The organism is Microbacterium sp. (assembly GCF_044508325.1).
Lineage (GTDB): Bacteria > Actinomycetota > Actinomycetes > Actinomycetales > Microbacteriaceae > Microbacterium.
Genome location: NZ_JBIQHX010000012.1, coordinates 15,758 through 33,230, shown reverse-complemented (window position 1 = coordinate 33,230; position 17,473 = coordinate 15,758). Strand labels below are relative to the sequence as shown.

16 protein-coding genes are annotated in these 17,473 nt (G+C 70.3%); 4 read left to right on the top strand and 12 right to left on the bottom strand.

The features are described 5' to 3' along the window. The first annotated feature begins 22 nt into the window (after positions 1–22). Positions 23–1,117, top strand: a complete 1,095-nt coding sequence (locus ACIWQI_RS10785; RefSeq protein ID WP_396657350.1) for a glycerate kinase — start codon at positions 23–25, stop codon at positions 1,115–1,117. 20 nt (positions 1,118–1,137) lie between these two features. Here ACIWQI_RS10785 and ACIWQI_RS10780 read toward each other — a convergent pair whose 3' ends face one another. Then, the gene (locus ACIWQI_RS10780) at positions 1,138–1,299 is read right to left on the bottom strand and encodes a hypothetical protein (RefSeq protein WP_396657349.1); all 162 of its coding nucleotides are present in this window, start codon (positions 1,297–1,299) and stop codon (positions 1,138–1,140) included. Positions 1,300–1,419: 120 nt separating this feature from the next. On the opposite strand from ACIWQI_RS10780, the gene ACIWQI_RS10775 reads away from it, so the two are divergent. Beyond that, positions 1,420–3,375 carry a DUF4012 domain-containing protein gene (locus ACIWQI_RS10775; protein WP_396657348.1) on the top strand — a complete coding sequence of 652 codons (1,956 nt, stop codon included), beginning with the start codon at positions 1,420–1,422 and terminating at the stop codon, positions 3,373–3,375. On the opposite strand, the gene ACIWQI_RS10770 is transcribed toward ACIWQI_RS10775, so the two are convergent. Together ACIWQI_RS10770 and ACIWQI_RS10765 are read right to left on the bottom strand one after the other, a co-directional pair. Continuing rightward, the gene (locus ACIWQI_RS10770) at positions 3,376–4,749 is read right to left on the bottom strand and encodes a sugar transferase (RefSeq protein ID WP_396657347.1); all 1,374 of its coding nucleotides are present in this window, start codon (positions 4,747–4,749) and stop codon (positions 3,376–3,378) included. 174 nt (positions 4,750–4,923) lie between these two features. Next, positions 4,924–6,450 carry a sugar transferase gene (locus ACIWQI_RS10765; protein ID WP_396657346.1) on the bottom strand — a complete coding sequence of 509 codons (1,527 nt, stop codon included), beginning with the start codon at positions 6,448–6,450 and terminating at the stop codon, positions 4,924–4,926. Between the two features lie 260 nt (positions 6,451–6,710). On the opposite strand from ACIWQI_RS10765, the gene ACIWQI_RS10760 reads away from it, so the two are divergent. Then, complete coding sequence (locus tag ACIWQI_RS10760; protein WP_396657345.1) at positions 6,711–8,018, top strand: UDP-glucose dehydrogenase family protein; 1,308 nt, start codon at positions 6,711–6,713, stop codon at positions 8,016–8,018. A gap of 21 nt (positions 8,019–8,039) precedes the next feature. Here the strand turns inward: ACIWQI_RS10760 and ACIWQI_RS10755 are convergent, their stop codons facing one another. From ACIWQI_RS10755 to ACIWQI_RS10725, 7 genes are read right to left on the bottom strand one after another with little or no spacing between them, the layout of a single operon-like run. Continuing rightward, entirely contained in the window at positions 8,040–8,840 is an 801-nt protein-coding gene (locus ACIWQI_RS10755) for a carbohydrate ABC transporter permease (RefSeq protein ID WP_396657343.1), read from the bottom strand. 17 nt (positions 8,841–8,857) lie between these two features. Beyond that, positions 8,858–9,802, bottom strand: a complete 945-nt coding sequence (locus ACIWQI_RS10750; protein WP_396657342.1) for a carbohydrate ABC transporter permease — start codon at positions 9,800–9,802, stop codon at positions 8,858–8,860. Positions 9,803–9,836: 34 nt separating this feature from the next. After that, the gene (locus ACIWQI_RS10745; protein WP_396657341.1) at positions 9,837–11,114 is read right to left on the bottom strand and encodes an ABC transporter substrate-binding protein; all 1,278 of its coding nucleotides are present in this window, start codon (positions 11,112–11,114) and stop codon (positions 9,837–9,839) included. Further along, complete coding sequence (locus ACIWQI_RS10740; RefSeq protein ID WP_396657339.1) at positions 11,111–12,475, bottom strand: protein O-GlcNAcase; 1,365 nt, start codon at positions 12,473–12,475, stop codon at positions 11,111–11,113. Before ACIWQI_RS10740 ends, ACIWQI_RS10745 begins: the two co-directional genes overlap by 4 nt. Next, positions 12,472–13,215: a sugar isomerase domain-containing protein gene (locus ACIWQI_RS10735; RefSeq protein ID WP_396657338.1), complete on the bottom strand. Its 744-nt coding sequence runs from the start codon at positions 13,213–13,215 to the stop codon at positions 12,472–12,474. Before ACIWQI_RS10735 ends, ACIWQI_RS10740 begins: the two co-directional genes overlap by 4 nt. Then, entirely contained in the window at positions 13,205–14,113 is a 909-nt protein-coding gene (locus ACIWQI_RS10730; protein WP_396657336.1) for an N-acetylglucosamine kinase, read from the bottom strand. The genes ACIWQI_RS10735 and ACIWQI_RS10730 overlap by 11 nt, the downstream gene beginning before the upstream one ends. After that, on the bottom strand, positions 14,110–14,853 hold the full coding sequence (locus ACIWQI_RS10725; RefSeq protein ID WP_396657335.1) for a GntR family transcriptional regulator: 744 nt from the start codon (positions 14,851–14,853) through the stop codon (positions 14,110–14,112). Before ACIWQI_RS10725 ends, ACIWQI_RS10730 begins: the two co-directional genes overlap by 4 nt. Positions 14,854–15,023: 170 nt before the next feature. On the opposite strand from ACIWQI_RS10725, the gene ACIWQI_RS10720 reads away from it, so the two are divergent. Beyond that, on the top strand, positions 15,024–15,617 hold the full coding sequence (locus ACIWQI_RS10720) for a GNAT family N-acetyltransferase (RefSeq protein WP_396657334.1): 594 nt from the start codon (positions 15,024–15,026) through the stop codon (positions 15,615–15,617). On the opposite strand, the gene ACIWQI_RS10715 is transcribed toward ACIWQI_RS10720, so the two are convergent. Then, positions 15,601–16,626: a Gfo/Idh/MocA family protein gene (locus ACIWQI_RS10715; RefSeq protein WP_396657333.1), complete on the bottom strand. Its 1,026-nt coding sequence runs from the start codon at positions 16,624–16,626 to the stop codon at positions 15,601–15,603. The genes ACIWQI_RS10720 and ACIWQI_RS10715 overlap by 17 nt on opposite strands. A 20-nt stretch (positions 16,627–16,646) precedes the next feature. After that, positions 16,647–17,375 carry a helix-turn-helix domain-containing protein gene (locus tag ACIWQI_RS10710; protein WP_396657331.1) on the bottom strand — a complete coding sequence of 243 codons (729 nt, stop codon included), beginning with the start codon at positions 17,373–17,375 and terminating at the stop codon, positions 16,647–16,649. Positions 17,376–17,473 lie beyond the last annotated feature (98 nt).

Below are 17,473 nucleotides of genomic sequence, written 5' to 3'. Positions count from 1 at the left end.
AGCATGGGGGCGTGGGGGATGCATGAAGATCGTCGTGGCGCCCGACTCGTTCAAGGGCACCGTCGATGCCGCCGTCGCGGCCGAGCGCATCGCGGCGGGGTGGCGTGCGCAGCGGCCGGCAGACGAGATCGTGCTGCGCCCGCAGGCGGATGGGGGAGAGGGGACGCTGGCGGCGCTCGCCGCGGCGATCCCGGATGCCCATTGGATCGACACCGGGCCGGTGACCGGCCCCGAGGGCGGGCCGACGCCGGGCGGCTACCTGAGGCTTGCCGACGGCACCGCCTGCGTCGAACTCGCCCTCACCTCCGGCCTTCCCCTGATGCACGCGCCCGATGCCCTCGGCGCGACGACCCGCGGCGTGGGGGAGGTCATCGCGCACGCCCTCGCCGACGGCGCCACCGGCATTCTGGCCGCGCTCGGGGGATCGGCCTCCACCGACGGCGGCGCCGGCGCGCTGGCCGCGCTCGGCCTGCGCCTGCTCGATGAGCGCGGCGCGACCGTCGACGACGGCGGGGGTGGACTGCTCGAGGTGGCGACCGTGGATCGGAGCCGGCTCGTCGCGCCGCCGCCGGGCGGCGTCCGCCTCCTGTGCGATGTCACCGCGCCGCTGCTGGGCCCGCGCGGTGCCGCGGCGACCTTCGGTCCGCAGAAGGGCGCGTCGCCGAGCGACGTCGCGGTGCTCGAGCAGGGACTGAGGAGATTCGCGGATGCCGTCGGCGCACCCGAGTCGGTGCGTTCGCTGCCGGGCGTGGGAGCCGCGGGCGGCACTGCGTTCGGATTCGTCGCCGAGTGGGGAGCGACGATCGAGCCCGGCGCGCAGACGATCGCCGAGGTCACCGGGCTCGGCGATGCGCTGCGCGACGCCGACGCCGTGATCACGGGCGAGGGCCGGTTCGACGCCACGAGCCTCACCGGCAAGGTGGTCGGGAGCATCCTGGCTGCCGCCGCGGCGGCGCGCGTCCGGGCGATCGTGATCGCCGGCCAGGTCGCGGGCGGACACGACGCCGAGGCGCTCACGCTCGCCGACCTCGCCGGCACCGCCGATGCCGCGATGGCCGACCCGGAGCACTGGCTCTTCGCCGCCGGCTCCGAGGCGGGGCGCCGTGCCGCAGGGTGACGCCACCGGCGGCCCTCGATTCACGCGCCGCGCGAGTCGCCGTGCAGGAAGAGCTCGAACGGGCCCATCTCGAAGTCGTCGGCGGCAGCATCCGTGATGCCGGGGTCGCGGTCGCTCTCGCCATAGGGTGTGTCGGCCGTCGTCGTGTGTCGTCGTGTCGGGTTGTCCTGTGACCAGCGCATGCTGACCTCCTCGTGTCGCGCCCCGGTCGAGCGCGCCTACAAGATCGACCGCATACGATGCCGTCCTGTGACCCAGATTTCGCGGTTTTTCCACAGCGTTTCCCCCTACGCTCGATGACGATGGCCGACGAAGATTCACCCGACCTGCCGGTCGCTGCCGACGGCGAGCCCGAAGAGCTCTCCCGCGCTGAGCGCCGCGCCGCCGTCGCGCGCGCGATGGCGGCCGCGCAGTCCGGGGAATCCCGCACGGACTCCTTCTCCCAGCCGACCATCGACGACCTCTTCGCCCCTGAGCCGACCACGCCCCGCAAGACCAAGCGCCGCCGTCGCGGCCTGGGCTGGATCATCGCCGCCTGCATCGTCATTCCGCTGGCGGCGATCGTCGTCTTCGGCGTGCTGCTCGGTCTTCGGGCCCTCGAGGTGAGGGACGAGCTCACGGCGGCGCAGAAGCTCGTGCCGGGCGCCGCCGCCGCGGCGAAGAGCCTCGACGTCGACAAGGCCACCGCCGACTTCGATCAGATCTCGGTGCACACCGAGAAGGCCGTCGAGCTCACTGGCGACCCGCTGTGGGGCATCGCCGAGCAGCTGCCGTGGATCGGCACGTCGGCCAAGGCGGTGACCGAGATCACCGCTGTCACCGACGACACGGTCACCGCTGTGCGGCCCCTGCTGGCGATCGCTCCGAACCTGCTCCCCGAGAAGCTCGTGCCCGTGGACGGCGAGTTCCCCGTCGAGACGCTCGTGGAGGCGGGGCCGATCGTGCAGACCCTCGCGACCGACATCACGCAGCTGCAGTCGCGCCTCGCGAAGGTCGACGTTGAGGGCACGCCCGATGTGCTCGTGGAGGGCAAGGCCAGGCTCACCGATGCGCTCACCCAGGCCGGTGCCGCGCTCGAGACCGCAGACACCCTGCTGGCCGTCGCGCCCGACCTGCTGGGCGCCGACGGCGAACGGCGCTACCTGCTCGTGTTCCAGAACAATGCCGAGGCGCTGAACCTCGGCGGCAGCGCAGCATCCCAGACGCTGGTGGGAGCGACCGACGGCAAGCTCGCCGTGCTCGAGCAGGCCGGCAGCGGCGACTTCGACAACGGCAACGAGGTCGACGTCGAGATCCCCGATGCGCAGCGCGCCCTCTACGGCAACCGGTACGGATCCTGGGTCAATCTCCTCTCTTCGGTGCCGGACTGGCCGACCGCGGCCCAGCAGGCCAAGGCCTTCTGGCAGCGTGACATCGACGGCGGCGCGGTCGATGGTGTCGCCTCGATCGATCCGCTGGCGCTGCAGCGCATCCTCGGCGCGACCGGCCCGATCACGGTCGACGGTCGCGAGATCAACGAGGGCAACGCGGTCAAGCTGCTCCTGCACGACGTCTACACCTGGTGGTCCGACCCCGTCGAGATGGCCGAGAAGTCGGACGAGTTCTTCGCCGATGTCGCGACCGCCGTCTTCAACAAGGTGGCCGGCGGCCAGTTCGACTTCAGCAAGATGATGACCGCGATCGAGCAGAGCATCGATGCCGGCAGCATCATGTACTGGACCGACAACGAGGCGGTGGCGGCCATCTTCGACGGTCTGCCGATCACCGGCGCGATGCCGGCCGACAACGCGGACTCGACCACGGTGGGCGTCTTCTTCCGCGACACGAGCGCGTCGAAGATCGACTACTTCGTGGATACGACGGTGGATGCCGCGGCCACCTGCTCCGACGGGGCGATGACGCTCACGACCTCGGCGTCCGTGACGTACAGCGCGACGGCAGACCAGTTGCGCGGGCTGCCGCGATACATCGTCGGCAACTGGAACGGAACGCAGATCCGCACCCAGGTGTTCATGTACGCGCCGCCGGGCATGACGGTCGAGAGTGTGAGCGTCGATGGTCGCGAGGTGCGGCCGTTCCGTCAGGGCCACAGCGATCTCGGTCGCGTCGTCGTGCCGTTCGAGATGTATCTGCGCCCCGGGGAGACGGCGACGGTGACGGCAACCCTCTCGGGCGCAGGCGACTTCGGACCCGTCGCGGTGCGCACGACCCCGATGATCCGCCCCACGACGGTCACCGTCGACGACCAGTGCGGCTGATCAGGACGCGAAGCTGCGCAGGGCGGCGCGGATCGTGCGCCACATGATCACGACGTCGGCGGTCAGCGACCAGTTCTGCACGTAGTGCAGGTCGAGGCGGACCCGGTCCTCCCAGGGGAGGTCGCCGTGTCCGCTCAGGTGCGACAGGCCGGTCATCCCGGGCTTGATCGCCAGCACGCTGCGCCGGCGGCGCTCGTCGAGGGAGACGTCGCCGACAGTCTTCGGCCGCGGCCCGACGAGGCTCATCGAACCCGTCAGCACGGTGAACAGCTGAGGCAGCTCGCGCAGCGGCGCGCGGGCGCGGAACCTCCACAGGGTGAAGGGCGCGCCGTCCCGGCCGATCCGCTCCTCCCGCTCGAGGACCGGGCCGTGCGTGCCGCCTCGGATCATGATCGCGACGGCGAGCATGATCGGGGCCGCGAGAAGGAGCATCACGAGGGCTCCGAACACGTCGAACAAGCGCTTGAGCAGGCGGTCGAGCGTGCTGAGACGAGGGCTGTCGACCTTCAGGAGGGCGGCCTCGGCGGCGCGCTCGGCGCGGATCGCCGGTCCGGCGATGTCCGTCAGCGCCGGGGTCACGATCAGCGTCGCACGGCGCCGGTCGAGCTCCCCGCCGAGCTCACGCAGCTGGTCGGGTCCGAGCACGTCCTCCGCGGCGAGGATCACCGTGTCGGCTGCGAGCTCGTCCACACGCCGCAGGAGATCTCCGACGTCGCGACCGGACGCGTCCGTGTCCGGGACCACACCCACGATGCGGATTCCGAGTGACCGGTCACGCTCGATCCTCTCCGCGATCGACGTCGTCCCCGCCTGCTCGCCGACCAGCACGGCATGTGTCAGAAAGCGACCACGTCGGCGGTGTCCGTGCAGCCATCGGCGCCAGAGCGATCGGCTCACCAGCAGCAGCACCCAGCCGATCGCCAGCGACATGAACAGATACCCGCGGGACACGGGAATCTGGAGCGAGAAGACGACGATCGCGAGCAGGGCGAAGAACGCGAAGGTCGCGTGCGTGACGCGCCGGTATTCGTCAAGCCCGGCACCGACGACACTCCGATGGCGGGTCGCGAAGGCTTGGAGGCTCAACGCCCAGCCGAGCACGAGCGCAGCCGAGACCACCAGGTAGGCGAGACGGAGATCGCCTCCGGTCGGCGCCGGAATCGACACCGTCTGGGGATCGCTTCCGAACCGGAGCAGGTGCGCCGCGGAGACGGCGAGGAGCATGACCGCGAGATCGGTGCCCGCGAGGATCAGGCCGACGAGCCGCTGCCACCGGCGCACTCGCGCGGCCGGCGCCTGGAGGGTCCGGTCACGTGCGGTCTTCCCCTTCAGGGAAGCCCGCTGAGTCGATGCCGGATGCCCGCCGATCGTCACGATCCGTGTTCTACCTCGCAAGCCCAGCGCGCCGGAGGCGCGTGCTGTCTCATCCGCGATCCAAAGCAAAGGGGCGCCGCGCGCCCCTTCGTGTCATGCCGGACGCATGACTTCATGCACAAGAATACCTTGGGCGTTGCGACCGAGTCTGCCAGGTCGCTCCCGGTGGATGGGTCAGTACGCTCCGTCTGACCGGATGACCGCGCGGACCGTGCGCCACATGATGACGAGGTCGGCGGTCATCGACCAGTTCTCGACGTAATAGAGGTCGAGCCGCACGCTGTCGTCCCAGGAGAGGTTGCTGCGCCCGCTGACCTGCCACAGGCCGGTGATGCCGGGCTTGACGAGCAGGCGCCGATGCACCCAGCGATCGTAGGACCGCACCTCGCTCGCGAGCGGCGGACGGGGGCCGACGAGCGACATGTCGCCCTTGATGACGTTCCACAGCTGCGGCAGCTCGTCGATGCTGTACCGCCGCAGGAAGCGGCCGATACGGGTGATGCGCGGGTCGTTGCGGATCTTGAAGAGCACGCCGTTCCCCTCGGATGCATCCAGCAGCGACGAGAGCTGCTGCTCGGCATCCTCCACCATCGTCCGGAATTTCAGCATCCGGAAGGTCTTGCCGTGCATCCCCACCCGCTCCTGGCGATAGATGGCGGGACCTGGGCTGGTCGCCCGGATGACGAGCGCGATGATCAGCATCGCCGGAGACAGGATGATCAGCCCGAGGATGCTCGTCACCAGGTCGGAGCTGCGCTTGAGGGTGGCCTTGACGCCCGTGAACTCGGGGTAGTCGACGTGGATCAGCGGCAGGCCCGCGACCGGCGTGGAGTGGATCCGGGGGCCGGCGATGTCGGTCAGCGCCGGTGCCACGATGAGGTTCGCCTTGCGCTCCTCCAGCCCCCAGCCGAGCTCGCGCAGCTGACGCGGGCTGAGCGGGTGATTGCCGGTGACGATGACGGTGTCGGCGCCCGATCGGTCGATGTGGCCGAAGATGTCGGACCACTCGCCGAGGACCGGGATGCCGTCCAGCAGCTTCTCTCCCGGTGCGGCGTCGCCCGTCACCGCTCCGATGATCGCGATGCCGCAGCCGGTGTCGCCGCGGATCTGGGCGGCGACGTGTGCCGCGCTGGCGAGGTCCCCCAGGACGACCGCGCGGTTCATGAGGCGCCCCTGCCGGCGCTGCCGCATCAGCCAGTGGCGCCAGAGCCACCGGCTGAGCATCAGCAGCGCCCAGCCGAGGGGGAGGGCCACGAGCAGATACGAGCGGCCGACCTGCGCCTGGGTCGCGAAGGCGACGATCGCGAACACCCCGAAGAACGCGAGGGTGGCGTTGGTCAGTCGCTTGTACTCGAGCAGCCCGGTGCCGATGATCTTCGGGTCGCGCGAGTCGAACAGCCGCAGCGTGAGCGCCCACCCGGCGATCATCACTGCTGACACCACGGTGTAGGTGATGGTGACATCGAGCGTGCCGCCGCCCGGGAACACGAGGGTGTCATCGCTGCCGAAACCGAACCGCAGCACCTGCGCGGTCACGACCGCGACGGCGATCACGAGGAGATCGGTGATGGAGATGGCGCCGGCCAGGAGGCGCTGCCATCTCCGGACGTGAGCGACTGCGCTCGGCAGGCCCGGTTCGGGCCCGACCCATTTCTCCAGCGGTGTGCGGATGCCTGCGGCAGGAAATTCGTCGACAGCCACGTCGCTACCTCGTCGCGGCGCTCACTTGAATCCTGCTCTGGTCGACTTCCCCGATTTGAGCCTGCATGCGTTCAACTCCCCAATGCGCGTGCGTCGACACCGCCTTGTTCGGGTTGCGATGTCGCTCGCGTGCGGCTCCCCCAGAAGCCACGTACAGCAGGCTACCAGCGGAGGACGCGATCTGTACCTGGGAATCCGCCGCCGTGACCTGGTCGATACAGTGTGTCTGCGGCAGGGGACGTCCGCAGAGGGGAATCGGCATGCGGCTTTCGGTGATCGGCTGCGGATATCTGGGCGCGGTGCACGCGGCCGCGATGGCATCGCTGGGTCATGAGGTGGTCGGCGTCGACACCGACGGCAAGAAGGTGGACCGGCTCGCCGCCGGGAAGGCACCGTTCTTCGAGCCCGGACTCGACGAGCTCCTGGCCGACGCCGTCGCCTCCGGCCGGCTGCGCTTCACCACCGACATCGCGGAGGCGGCGCAGGCATCCCTGCACTTCCTGGCGGTGGGCACCCCGCCCAGCGAGGGCGCGGACGCGGCCGACGTGAGCTTCGTGGATGCCGCGGTCGCCGCGCTCGTGCCGCACCTGAAGCCCGGCGACGTCGTCGCCGGGAAGTCGACCGTGCCCGTCGGCACGGCGGCCCGGCTCTCCCCGCAGATCGAGGCGACCGGTGCCGCGCTCGTGTGGAATCCCGAGTTCCTGCGCGAGGGCTGGGCGGTCAACGACACGGTCGAGCCGGATCGGATCGTCGTGGGGGTCTCCGGCCCGGGCGCCGACGCCGCGGTCGAGGTGATGCGGGAGGTGTACCGCTCCGCGCTCTCGCGCGGCTGCCCCCTCCTCGTGACCGACTGGCCGACCGCCGAGCTCGTGAAGGTGGCGGCCAATGCGTTCCTGGCGACGAAGATCTCGTTCATCAATGCGATGGCCGAGATCGCGGAGGTCGTCGGCGCCGACGTCACCCAGCTGGCGGACGCGCTCGGACACGACGACCGGATCGGGCGACGGTTCCTGGGAGCGGGGATCGGGTTCGGCGGCGGTTGCCTGCCCAAGGACATCCGCGCGTTCGCGGCCCGCGCCGAGGAACTGGGGCGGACCGAGTCGGTCGCGTTCCTGCGCGAGGTGGATGCCATCAACCTGCGGCGCCGGCAGCGGGCGGTCGACCTCGTGGTCGACGCGCTCGGCGGCGACCTCGTCGGCAGACGTGTCGCGGTGCTCGGAGCGGCGTTCAAGCCGCATTCGGACGACGTGCGCGACTCACCGGGTCTTGCGGTCGCCGTGATGCTGCGCGGGCTGGGCGCCGAGGTGGTCGTGACCGACCCGGCGGCGCTGGAGAACGCACGCCGGATCCACCCTCAGCTCGAGTACGCGACAGCGGCGGAGGACGCGCTCGCCGGCGCGTCGGCGGTCGTTCTGGTCACCGAGTGGGATCAGTACCGCCGCGAGCTGTCGCCCAGCGACGCCGGGGCGCTGGTGGCGCGCCGGCTGATCGTCGACGGACGCAACTGCCTCGATGCGCAGGTCTGGCGCGACGCCGGGTGGGAGTACCACGGGATGGGAAGGCGCTAGCGGAGGCGCCGGATCGCTGAGCTATTTCAGCGAGCCTGCGGTGATGCCTTCGGTGACCTGACGGTTGAAGACGATGTAGATCACGACCATGGGGATCGTGATGATCGACAGCGCCGCGAACAGCATCCCGTAGTCGGTGACGTACCGCGACGAGAAGGCGAGCAGGCCCGTCGGGATCGTCTTGAGCGAGTCGTCCTGGATGTACAGCAGCGCCAGCAGGAACTCGTTCCAGGTGTTCAGGGCCGAGAAGATCGCCACCGTCGCCAGCCCCGGGCGCAGCAGCGGCAGGGCGATCACGGCGAACATGCGCAGGTCTCCCGCGCCGTCCACCCGCGCGGCCTCGAAGAGCTCCTCCGGGATGCCGTCGAGGAACGTCTTCAGCAGGAAGGTCGCCAGCGGGATGCCCATCGCCGTGTACGGGATGATCAGCGCCAGCCGGGTGTCGAGGATGTCGAGATCGCGGAACAGCGTCGACTGCGCGATGAAGTACGACTGCACCGGAAGCAGCAGCCCCAGCGCCAGCAGCCCCATCAGCCACTTGTCGCCGCGGAACCGGTACCGACTGAACGCATACGCCGCCGCCGCCGAGAAAATCAGGATCAACAGCACCGAGGTGCCAGTGGTGATCACGCTGTTGAGCGCGTACTGGCCGATGTTGCCGACATCCCACGCCCGCACCCACTGCTCGAAGTCGATCGACGACGGCGGCGCGAATGGGGTGCGGAAGATCTCGCTGTTCGTCTTGAAGCTGGACGCCACCATCCACACGAGCGGGAAGAAGAACACCGCCGCGATGAGCACGAGCAGGACGGTGACCAGCACTCGTCCCGCCGCGAGCCTCACGATGCCACCGCCGTCGACTCGGGCATCGCCGCGGCCGCCGGCTCCGCCGTCTCGCCGCGCGGACGCTGGGCCCGCTCGGTCGCCGCCCGCCGCAGCCGCATGAAGACCACCCCGCACACGACGACGACCGCCGTCAGAGCGACCGCCATCGCCGAGCCGTACCCGACGTCGCCGTTGTGGAACACCGTGCGCACCAGGTACGTCGTGGGGATCTCGGTGCTGTAGTACGGACCCCCGTTGGTGAGCACGTAGAACAGGTCGAAGCCCTGGAAGCCGCCGGTCACGCACAGCAGCACCGCGACCTCGATCGAGCCGCGGATCATGGGCACCTTGACGCGCCAGAAGATGTGCCACTCGTTGGCGCCGTCCAGCCGGGCCGCCTCCACGACCTCCTGCGGCACCTGGGTGAGCGCGGCCACGAAGATCGTCATGTAGAACCCGGCGAACACCCACCCCGACACGACGCAGATCGCGAGCAGCGCCGTGGAGGTGTCGCCCAGCCACAGGCGGGTGAACTCGTCCAGCCCCAGGGCGCGCAGGGTCGCATTGATCAACCCGAAGTCGGGGTTGTAGATGAACGACCACAGGACCGCCACGACCACCATCGGCAGCAGCACCGGCGTGAACACCGCCGTGCGGAACCACACCCCCCGGCCGCGCCGCGAGGTCACGAGCCCGGCGAGCATCAGCCCCACCAGCACCTCGAGCACGAGCGTCGCCAGGATGTACAGCGTGATGTGCAGGAACGACCGGGCGAACAGCTGATCACCCAGCAGCTCGACGTAGTTCGCGATCCCGACGAACAGCTGCTCGCCGTACCCGTTCCACTCGGTCAGGCTGTAGCCGGCGGTCATCCCCACGGGCAGCAGCACCGCGAACGCGAAGACCAGCAGCGCCGGGAGCAGGAAGACGTAGGGGATCCAGCGACGCGCAGGCGTCATCCTCTCCTCCTCCTGCTCCCGGTGCGCCGCGCGGTCAGCCGACCGCGCCGGCGAGCGTGGCGACCGCCTCTTCCGGCGTGGACTGGCCGCCGATCACTGCCGCCAATGCACTGTAGAACGCCTCAGCCGTGCCGAGGTCGTAGCCGGTGTCCGGCGGGTTGATCACGACGCCCGACTCCGACAGCAGGGCGTTCAGGCGCAGGGTGCGCTCGTCGATCTCGGCGTTGTCGCCGGCGCTCAGGGCCATGGGCACCGCCTCGGCCGCGATGAACTCGTCGACGACCGTGTCGGAGTTCAGCAGGGTGAGGAACTCGATCGCCGCCTCCTGGTGCGCCGCGTCGCTCTCGGCGTTGACCACGTACCCGGTGACCACGCCGATGACCGAGCCCTGATCGCCGGCGCCGTCCATCTCGGGCCAGTTCACGAAGTCGAAGTTCAGGTCGGGCGCCTCATCGATCGCCCAGCTGACCAGCCATGATCCGATCGCGTGCATGGCCGCCTCACCCTGGAAGAACAGCTGCGCGCCCTCGTTGTCGTTGATCGCGTTGATCGACTCGTTCACGCAGTTGTGGTCGGCCAGCTCCTTGACCTTCTCGAACGCCGCCACCCACTCGGGGGTGTCGAACGAGGTCTCGCCCTTGAGCGCCGAGTCGTAGACATCCTCTCCCACGACCCGTGACGTGACGTGACCCAGCCAGTTGCCGGCCGCCCACAGGTCCTTGTTGCCGGACGCGATGGGCGGGATGCCTTCTGCCGACAGCGTGTCGCAGATGGACAGCAGCTCATCCCACGTCGCGGGCGGGGTGAGGCCATGCTCGGCGAAGATGTCGGTGTTGTACCACAGCACGTTGGTGACGTCGGCGATGTGCGGAACCATCACCACCTTGCCGTCGATCGTGCCTGGGCCGAACGCCTCGGGGTCGAACAGCTCGCCCAGCGGCCCCTGCACGGCCTCGGTCAGGTCGGCGGCGAACCCGTCGGCGTACCGGGTCTCGAGGCGGCTTCCCACCCACTCGAAGTAGATGTCCGGGGCGTTGCGTCCGGCCAGCAGGTTCGGCAGCCCGATCGTCTGGTACTGGTCGTCGTCCATGAAGTTGAACTCGACAGTCCAGCCTTCGTGGGTCTTCTGGAACTCGGCGCCGGCGGCCTCCCAGACGCGGATCTGGGCCTCGCCGGGCGAGCCCATGGCGATGCGCAGAGTCTGGTCTCCGCCGTCGTCGCCGCTGCCGCCGCCGGCGCAGCCGGTGATGATGACGGCGCCGGCGCCGAGCATCGCGCCCACGGCGAGCATGCGTGATCGTGACGTTCTCATGATGCACTCCTTCTGGTGTCGGGACTGGTGTGGGGGTCGGGCCTGGTGTAATGCCCTGATTGCAGGTCGGTGATGGCCATGTCCAGCGTGTCGCCGAACACGCGCCGTCCGCCTGCGCGCAGCGCGTCGCGCGTGCGCACGAGGGCCGCAAGGCGGGGGTCGGCGGGGTCCAGGCCCGCGCGGATGTGCTCCGCCATCTCGGCGATGGCGCCGGCGCCGACCCGGAACGCCTCGATCCACGGGCGCGTCTCGTCGCGCAGCGCCGGTGCGCTGAAGCCGGGTGCGTCCAGCAGCGTCGCCGCAGCGGCGAGGTACTCGCCGGCGAGCCCGCTCAGCGCGTCGGCTGCGGCATCCGTCTCTCCCTGCGATACGAGGAACAGCGCGCGCGCGAGCACCGCGGAGAAGTCGGGTGCGTCGTCCGGGTTCAGGCAGGATCCGAGGCTCGTGCGGGCGAACAGACGGAACGCCGCGCGGTCGGCGCGGTCGGGCACCAGCACCTCCAGCGCGGCGTCCCAGCTCGCGTCGGGGTCGTAGGAGGCAGGGTCGGCGAGGTAGCGCGCGATCGTGAACAGGGCGATCTTGGATGCCTCGGGCCGTTCCATCGGGTTGGCGATCACCCCTGCCGCGGCCTCCGCGAGATCGGCGCTGCGGCCGCGGTACGGTCCGATGTGCAGCTCGGCGGTCATCGCCACGTCGTTGACGGGGTAGTTGTCCCAGAACACCGGACGATGGCCGGTGGCGGCGAGGAAGCGGCGGGCGTCGTCGGCGTCGATCGTGGTGGAGCAGATCTGGCGACCGGTCCACAGCAGACCGACCTCGGCCGGCAGCCCGCGGCCGAGGCGCCTGATGTGATCTTCGTCGCCGTAGCCGAAGTACGTCGTCGGGCAGATGACCAATGAGCCGGGTGCGCGCGCGGCGACGCGGCCGATGAGGTCGAGCTGCGCGGCGATCAGGTCGGGATAGCGCTCTCGGTCGGCATCGTGCTGCAGGTCGGCCGGGATGTCGTCGAAGAACAGCCCGAAATCGGCCACGCCGTCTTCGGCGACCGCTGTGAATCGGTCGAGGATCGCCTGCTCGTCGGCCGGGTCGCCGTACCGCACGGTGAGGCCGGGGGAGAGGGCGTACACGAAGCGCAGGCCGGCGCGCTGTGCGGCGGAGATGAGCTCGCGCAGTCGGTCGCGCTCGGCGGCGGTGTACGGGGTGCGCCAGGTGAACCGCACGCCGGGATCGTCCTTGGGCGAGTACACGTAGGTGTTCATGCCCAAACCGGCCAGGAACGAGATCATGTCGAGGCGCTGGGCGTGCGTCCAGGGCCTCCCGTAGAAGCCCTCGACGATGCCGCGGATCTCGAACCCCGTCATGCCGGCGTGCCGTTCCCGTGCAGCAGCGATGCATTGATGGCGTCGCCGCCGGCCGTGTTGCTGCTGGCGAAGACAGCCGGGGTGACCCCGGTGGCCACCAGGCGTCCGACCGCCTCGGCGACGATCGCGTTGAGCGCCGCGGCGCCCACGACCGTCGAGGTGGGGGCGACCCGCCGGTCCAGGCCCGGGACGGCGATCGCCGCATCGCCGACGATGCCGCCGTTGTCGATCGTCACGGTCGCCACCTCGTGCAGCTTCGGACGGCCGGTCAGGCGTGCCTGGCCCGAGGTCGCGTGCGCGATGCTCGTGATCGCGATCGTGGCGGCTCCGCGGCGCTGCACCTCGGCGACGAGCTCGACCGTGACCGCATTGCTGCCGGAGTTGGACGCCACCACCACCACGTCGCCGGCCGCCACCTCGTGGTCGTCGACGAGCGCGGCCGCAAGACCCGACAGCCGCTCGAGCGCCGTGGACAAGGGGGCGCTGGCGTGCAGCATCAGCCCCTCGAACAGGATGGGCCGCACATTCACGAGGCCACCGGCCCGGTAGAAGAGCTCTTCGGCGAGCATGTGCGAGTGGCCGGTGCCGAAGGCGTGGATGCTGCGCCCTGCGCGCACCGCGTCTGCCACCAGGTCGGCGGCGGCGGCGAGCTCGCGGCTCTGGGTGGCGGCGAGGTGGCCGAGCAGGCCCGCGGCCGTGGCCAGGTACTCGAGCGCGTACGCCGGGCTGTCATCGCTCATGGGGCACCACCGTTCTCGTGTAGGTGTGCACATGCGGCGCGAACGCGTCGGGCAGCCCGGCGGTCAGGCGCCGGGCGCCGTCCAGCGGTGTGCCCGCGGCATCCACCGTCGTGAACCCGCTCGCGGCGAGCTGCGCTCGCGTGGCGGCGTGCAGCGGTCCGCCGGCGGTGAGGGCGCGGCCGCCCAGGGAGACGACCGTTGCCTGGGTGCGGCGGGCGGCCGCCTCGGCGGACTCGCGCAGGGCCGCGGCCGCGCGGCCGACGATGTCGGCGGCGACCGGGTCGGCGGCCAGCTGCTGGACGTCGACCGCGAAGCCCGCAATGGTCTCGGCGGGGCGCGCGTCCTCGTGGAGCCGGTCGGGCAGCCCGGCGAGGGAGCCGAACCGCGCCTCCGCGGCCGCGGTGAGCGCGGTGGCAGGGCCTCGGCCGTCGTGGGCGCGCACGGCCGCGCGCAGGCCCTCGCGGCCGATCCAGAATCCGCCGCCCTCGTCGCCGAGCAGGAATCCGGCCCCGTCGACGACGGCGACCGGGTGACCCGGCATGAACCCCGTGCAGGCGACACCGGTTCCGGCGGTCACCGAGATGCCCTCCAGATCGGGCAGGGCGCCCAGGTGGGCGGTGATCCCGTCGTCGGCCATGATCACGGTAGCGGCGGCGGTCTGGCGCTGCAGGTGCTCGGCGACCTCCACGCGGTCGCCGGGCGCCGCCGGCAGCATCGACAGGCCGAGCGCGATCGTGTCCACGTGCGGGCGGTCCAGTCGGCGCCACAGCGCGATGACGGCGTCTGCGAGCGTCGCGGGGTCGTCGGTGCGGCGCGGACCCGGACTCTCGGCCCGAAGGTCGCCGGCGCCCGCGCGGAGGGTGGTCTGGCCGCCGTCGACTGCGAGCAGACCGCTCACGAGTCGGCTCCGGGGGCACGGGTGAACGCACCCGCGGTGACATCGGCGACGAGATGGTACTTGTCGCCGCGGTACACGCAGTTGGCGACCATGATGACCCTCCCGCGCCGGTCGGAATCGATCATCCGCAGGCGCAGACAGGCCTGGTCGGCGGGGATGTCGAGCAGTTCGCGCACCGAGGGGTCGGGCAGCACGGGCTCGATCGCCACGCGTGCGTTCCCGGTCGTGATGCCGTAGCGCGTGGCCAGCACGTCGTAGAGCGACCCTTCGAGGTCGGCGTCGCAGAGCCCCGGCGCATAGCGGGCGGCGAGCCATGTGGTCTCCACGGCCATGGCGATGCCGCTGCCCAGCCGCAGGCGGGTGAAGCTGAGAACCTCGTCGCCGACGGGGATGTCGAGCTGGCCGGCCAGGGTGGGATCGGCGGTGATGCTGCGGAACGACACGAGGCGGCTCCCGGGCACGAGTCCGCGGCTGCGCATGTCCTGGGAGAAGGACGTCAGACCGAGCGCGCGCACCAGGGGTCGGGGAGTGACGTACGTCCCCGACCCCTGGCGGCGCTCGAGCAGCCCCTCTCGAACAAGCGCGTCCTCGGCGTGGCGCACAGTCATGCGCGCCACGCCGAGGCTCGCAGCGAGGTCTCTCTCCCCAGGGAGACGCTCGCCGACCGACAACTGTGAGACCAGGGCACGGATGTGCGCGCGCACGTCTTCCCGCGTCATGCCCCGGGAGATGTCGATCATGACCGCATGCTAGCCCTCTCGGCGCGCCGACGAGAGGCCCGATGTAGACCACTTCTGATGCACAAACCGCGGAATTCCGCGGTTTCACGGGGGTGCCATGAGCCACTCTCTTGAAAATGAGCGTAGACCACTTCGAGCGGTCTGGTCCACGGCCCCGCTACGGTGCGGTCATGCACGAGATCCGCGACGCGCAGGCCTTCGACCTGCCGGGCGTGTACCGAGTCTGCCTGCTCGCCGACGACCCGGGCTGGCCGGGGGGAAATGCCCGCCGCAACCCGGATCTGGTCGGGCATGTCTACGCCGGTGCGTACGTCGTCGGCCCTGGCACGCTCGCACGCGTGGTCGTCGACGAGGAGGGGGTCGCCGGGTACGTCCTGGCGGCGATCGACACCGCCGCATTCGAGCTCTGGCGAGAGGCTGAGTGGTGGCCGGTGCTGCGCCGCCAGTATCCGATCGGCGCGGGCGCTGCCGAGGACAGGTGGCTCATCGAGCGCATCCACGCGCCCGAGAAGCCGCCGCACGAGCTGCTCGGCCAGCACCCCGCGCATCTGCACATCGACCTGCTGCCGCGCGTGCGGGGCACCGGGGTGGGCGGCCGGCTCATGCGCTGGCTGCTCGCCGAGCTCGCCCGCCGCGGTGCGCCCGGCGTGCATCTGGGCGTCGGGTCGGACAACGCGAACGCCATCGCGTTCTATGAGCACCTCGGCTTCACGACGGTCGCCGACGACGGCGACACCCGCTGGATGGTCAGAGCACTGCCGTGACCTGGAGCTGCCGGCGCGCCTCGTCGATCGTCTCGAGGACCCCGATCGAGGCGGTGAGCGCGATCTCGGCGGTGCGGCCGGCATGGATGTCGGCCGCTGCGGCGACTGCGGTGTGACAGAGCCCGTCACGCCCGGCGATGGCCGGGTCGGGGTGCCACGTGCGGGTGCGCCCGTCGGCGACCAGATCGAAGCTCGCGGGGCAGTAGAAGTCGGTGCGCACATCGATGCGACCCCGCGATCCGACGATCGTCGCCAGGTTCGGGCGGTCGATGTCCAGCGCCGTGGTCGAGATCGACAGCGCATCGTCGGCGTGCCGCGACACGACGACCGCCCGGCGGTCCACGCCCTGATCGGTGAGGGCCCCGACCGTGCGCGTTTCGAGCGGCGGGCCCACGAGGCGCTGGGCGAACGAGAGCGGATAGATGCCGACATCCAGCAGCGCCCCGGCGCCGATGGAGGGGGCGAACACCCGCGCCGACTCGATCGGGTCGAACGCGACGCTGAAATCAGCCTCGACCACCTGCACCTCGCCGATGGCGCCGTCGCCGATGACACGTTCGATGACGCGCGTGTGCGGCAGGTCGAGCGTCCATATGTTCTCGCGGGCATATACACCGCTCTGCCGGGCGGCGGCGGCGATCTGGCGTGCTTCGGCCGCGGTGCAGCCCAGCGGCTTCTCGACGAGCACGTGCTTGCCGGCCGCGATGAGCTGCAGGGCAGTACCGAGGTGATGCTCGGTGGTCGTGGCGACGTACACGATGTCGACGGCGGCATCGTCCGCGAGCGCGGCGTACGACCCGTAGGAGCGAGGGATGCCGTGAGCCCCCGCGAAGGCGGCGGCACGCGCCGAATCGCGCGCGGCCACCGCGTGCACCCGCTGGCTCGTGTGCGCGTGCAGCGCCCGGACCCAGTCGTGCGCGATCGCGCCCGCCCCAGCGATGCCCCAGCGCAGCGGCGGAGTGTCGCGCAGGTCGGGGAGCGCGGGCGAGGGCCAGGTGGCAGTGCTCACGGCTGAACGCTACCGGATGTTCATACCGGCCGGATGGTCGTACGGTAGCGCTCACGATACGCGCCCGGGGGCATGTGCTTTGCCTTCCGGAAGTCGTTGCTCATGTGGCTCTGGTCGTAATATCCGCACTCGTGTGCGATCTCCTTCAGGGAGAGGTCGGTCGACGTGAGCAGATCAGCAGCGGCATCCATCCGCAGACGTCGAAGGTACTGGTGCGGCGTCACGCCGAAGCGATCCTGGAACACCCGGCTGAACTGACTGGGGGACAATGACACGGACGCGGCGAGCTCGGCAAGGGACACATTGCGGCCGAGGTTCTTCACCATCAGCTCCGCGGCCGGCTGGAGCATGAGGTAGCGATCTTCGCTGTCGCGGTGCTGCTGAAGGCGGCGGGTCACCCCGCCCACGGCGACGATCTCGCCTGACGAGCGGTCGTGGATCGGCCACTTCGATGTGATGTTCCACGCGTAACCGCCCCCGGGCTCGCTCACCAGTTCGACGATGCTCGTCAACTCGATGCCCGACGTCAGGACGGCGTTGTCATCCGACCGGTAATGCTCGACCAGGTGCTCGGGCGAGATGTCCTCGTCGCGGGCACCGATCAACTCGCGGGCGGTGCGGTCGAGCAGTGCCGGAAAGTTTGCGCTGAAGTACACGAACCGGCGATCGCGATCCTTGATGAACAGATAGACATCCGGTATCCACCGGAACGCCTCCAGACCGGGCTGGATCGAGATCTTCTCCCTCATCTTCTCCCACGGCTCGAAGTCGCGCAGGCGGGTCCGATACGGGTTGGGGGGTACAGAGCGTGGACGGGAATGCCGATTTTTTCCAATAGTGTGCACGC

Excerpts from the sequence above, each read along its gene's own strand:
- ACIWQI_RS10785 (WP_396657350.1), top strand. The coding sequence starts at position 23 with ATGAAGATCGTCGTGGCGCCCGACTCGTTCAAGGGCACCGTCGATGCC.
- ACIWQI_RS10780 (WP_396657349.1), bottom strand. The coding sequence starts at position 1,299 with ATGCGCTGGTCACAGGACAACCCGACACGACGACACACGACGACGGCC.
- ACIWQI_RS10775 (WP_396657348.1), top strand. The coding sequence starts at position 1,420 with ATGGCCGACGAAGATTCACCCGACCTGCCGGTCGCTGCCGACGGCGAG.
- ACIWQI_RS10760 (WP_396657345.1), top strand. The coding sequence starts at position 6,711 with ATGCGGCTTTCGGTGATCGGCTGCGGATATCTGGGCGCGGTGCACGCG.
- ACIWQI_RS10750 (WP_396657342.1), bottom strand. The coding sequence starts at position 9,802 with ATGACGCCTGCGCGTCGCTGGATCCCCTACGTCTTCCTGCTCCCGGCG.
- ACIWQI_RS10745 (WP_396657341.1), bottom strand. The coding sequence starts at position 11,114 with ATGAGAACGTCACGATCACGCATGCTCGCCGTGGGCGCGATGCTCGGC.
- ACIWQI_RS10740 (WP_396657339.1), bottom strand. The coding sequence starts at position 12,475 with ATGACGGGGTTCGAGATCCGCGGCATCGTCGAGGGCTTCTACGGGAGG.
- ACIWQI_RS10735 (WP_396657338.1), bottom strand. The coding sequence starts at position 13,215 with ATGAGCGATGACAGCCCGGCGTACGCGCTCGAGTACCTGGCCACGGCC.
- ACIWQI_RS10725 (WP_396657335.1), bottom strand. The coding sequence starts at position 14,853 with ATGATCGACATCTCCCGGGGCATGACGCGGGAAGACGTGCGCGCGCAC.
- ACIWQI_RS10720 (WP_396657334.1), top strand. The coding sequence starts at position 15,024 with ATGCACGAGATCCGCGACGCGCAGGCCTTCGACCTGCCGGGCGTGTAC.
- ACIWQI_RS10710 (WP_396657331.1), bottom strand. The coding sequence starts at position 17,375 with ATGAGGGAGAAGATCTCGATCCAGCCCGGTCTGGAGGCGTTCCGGTGG.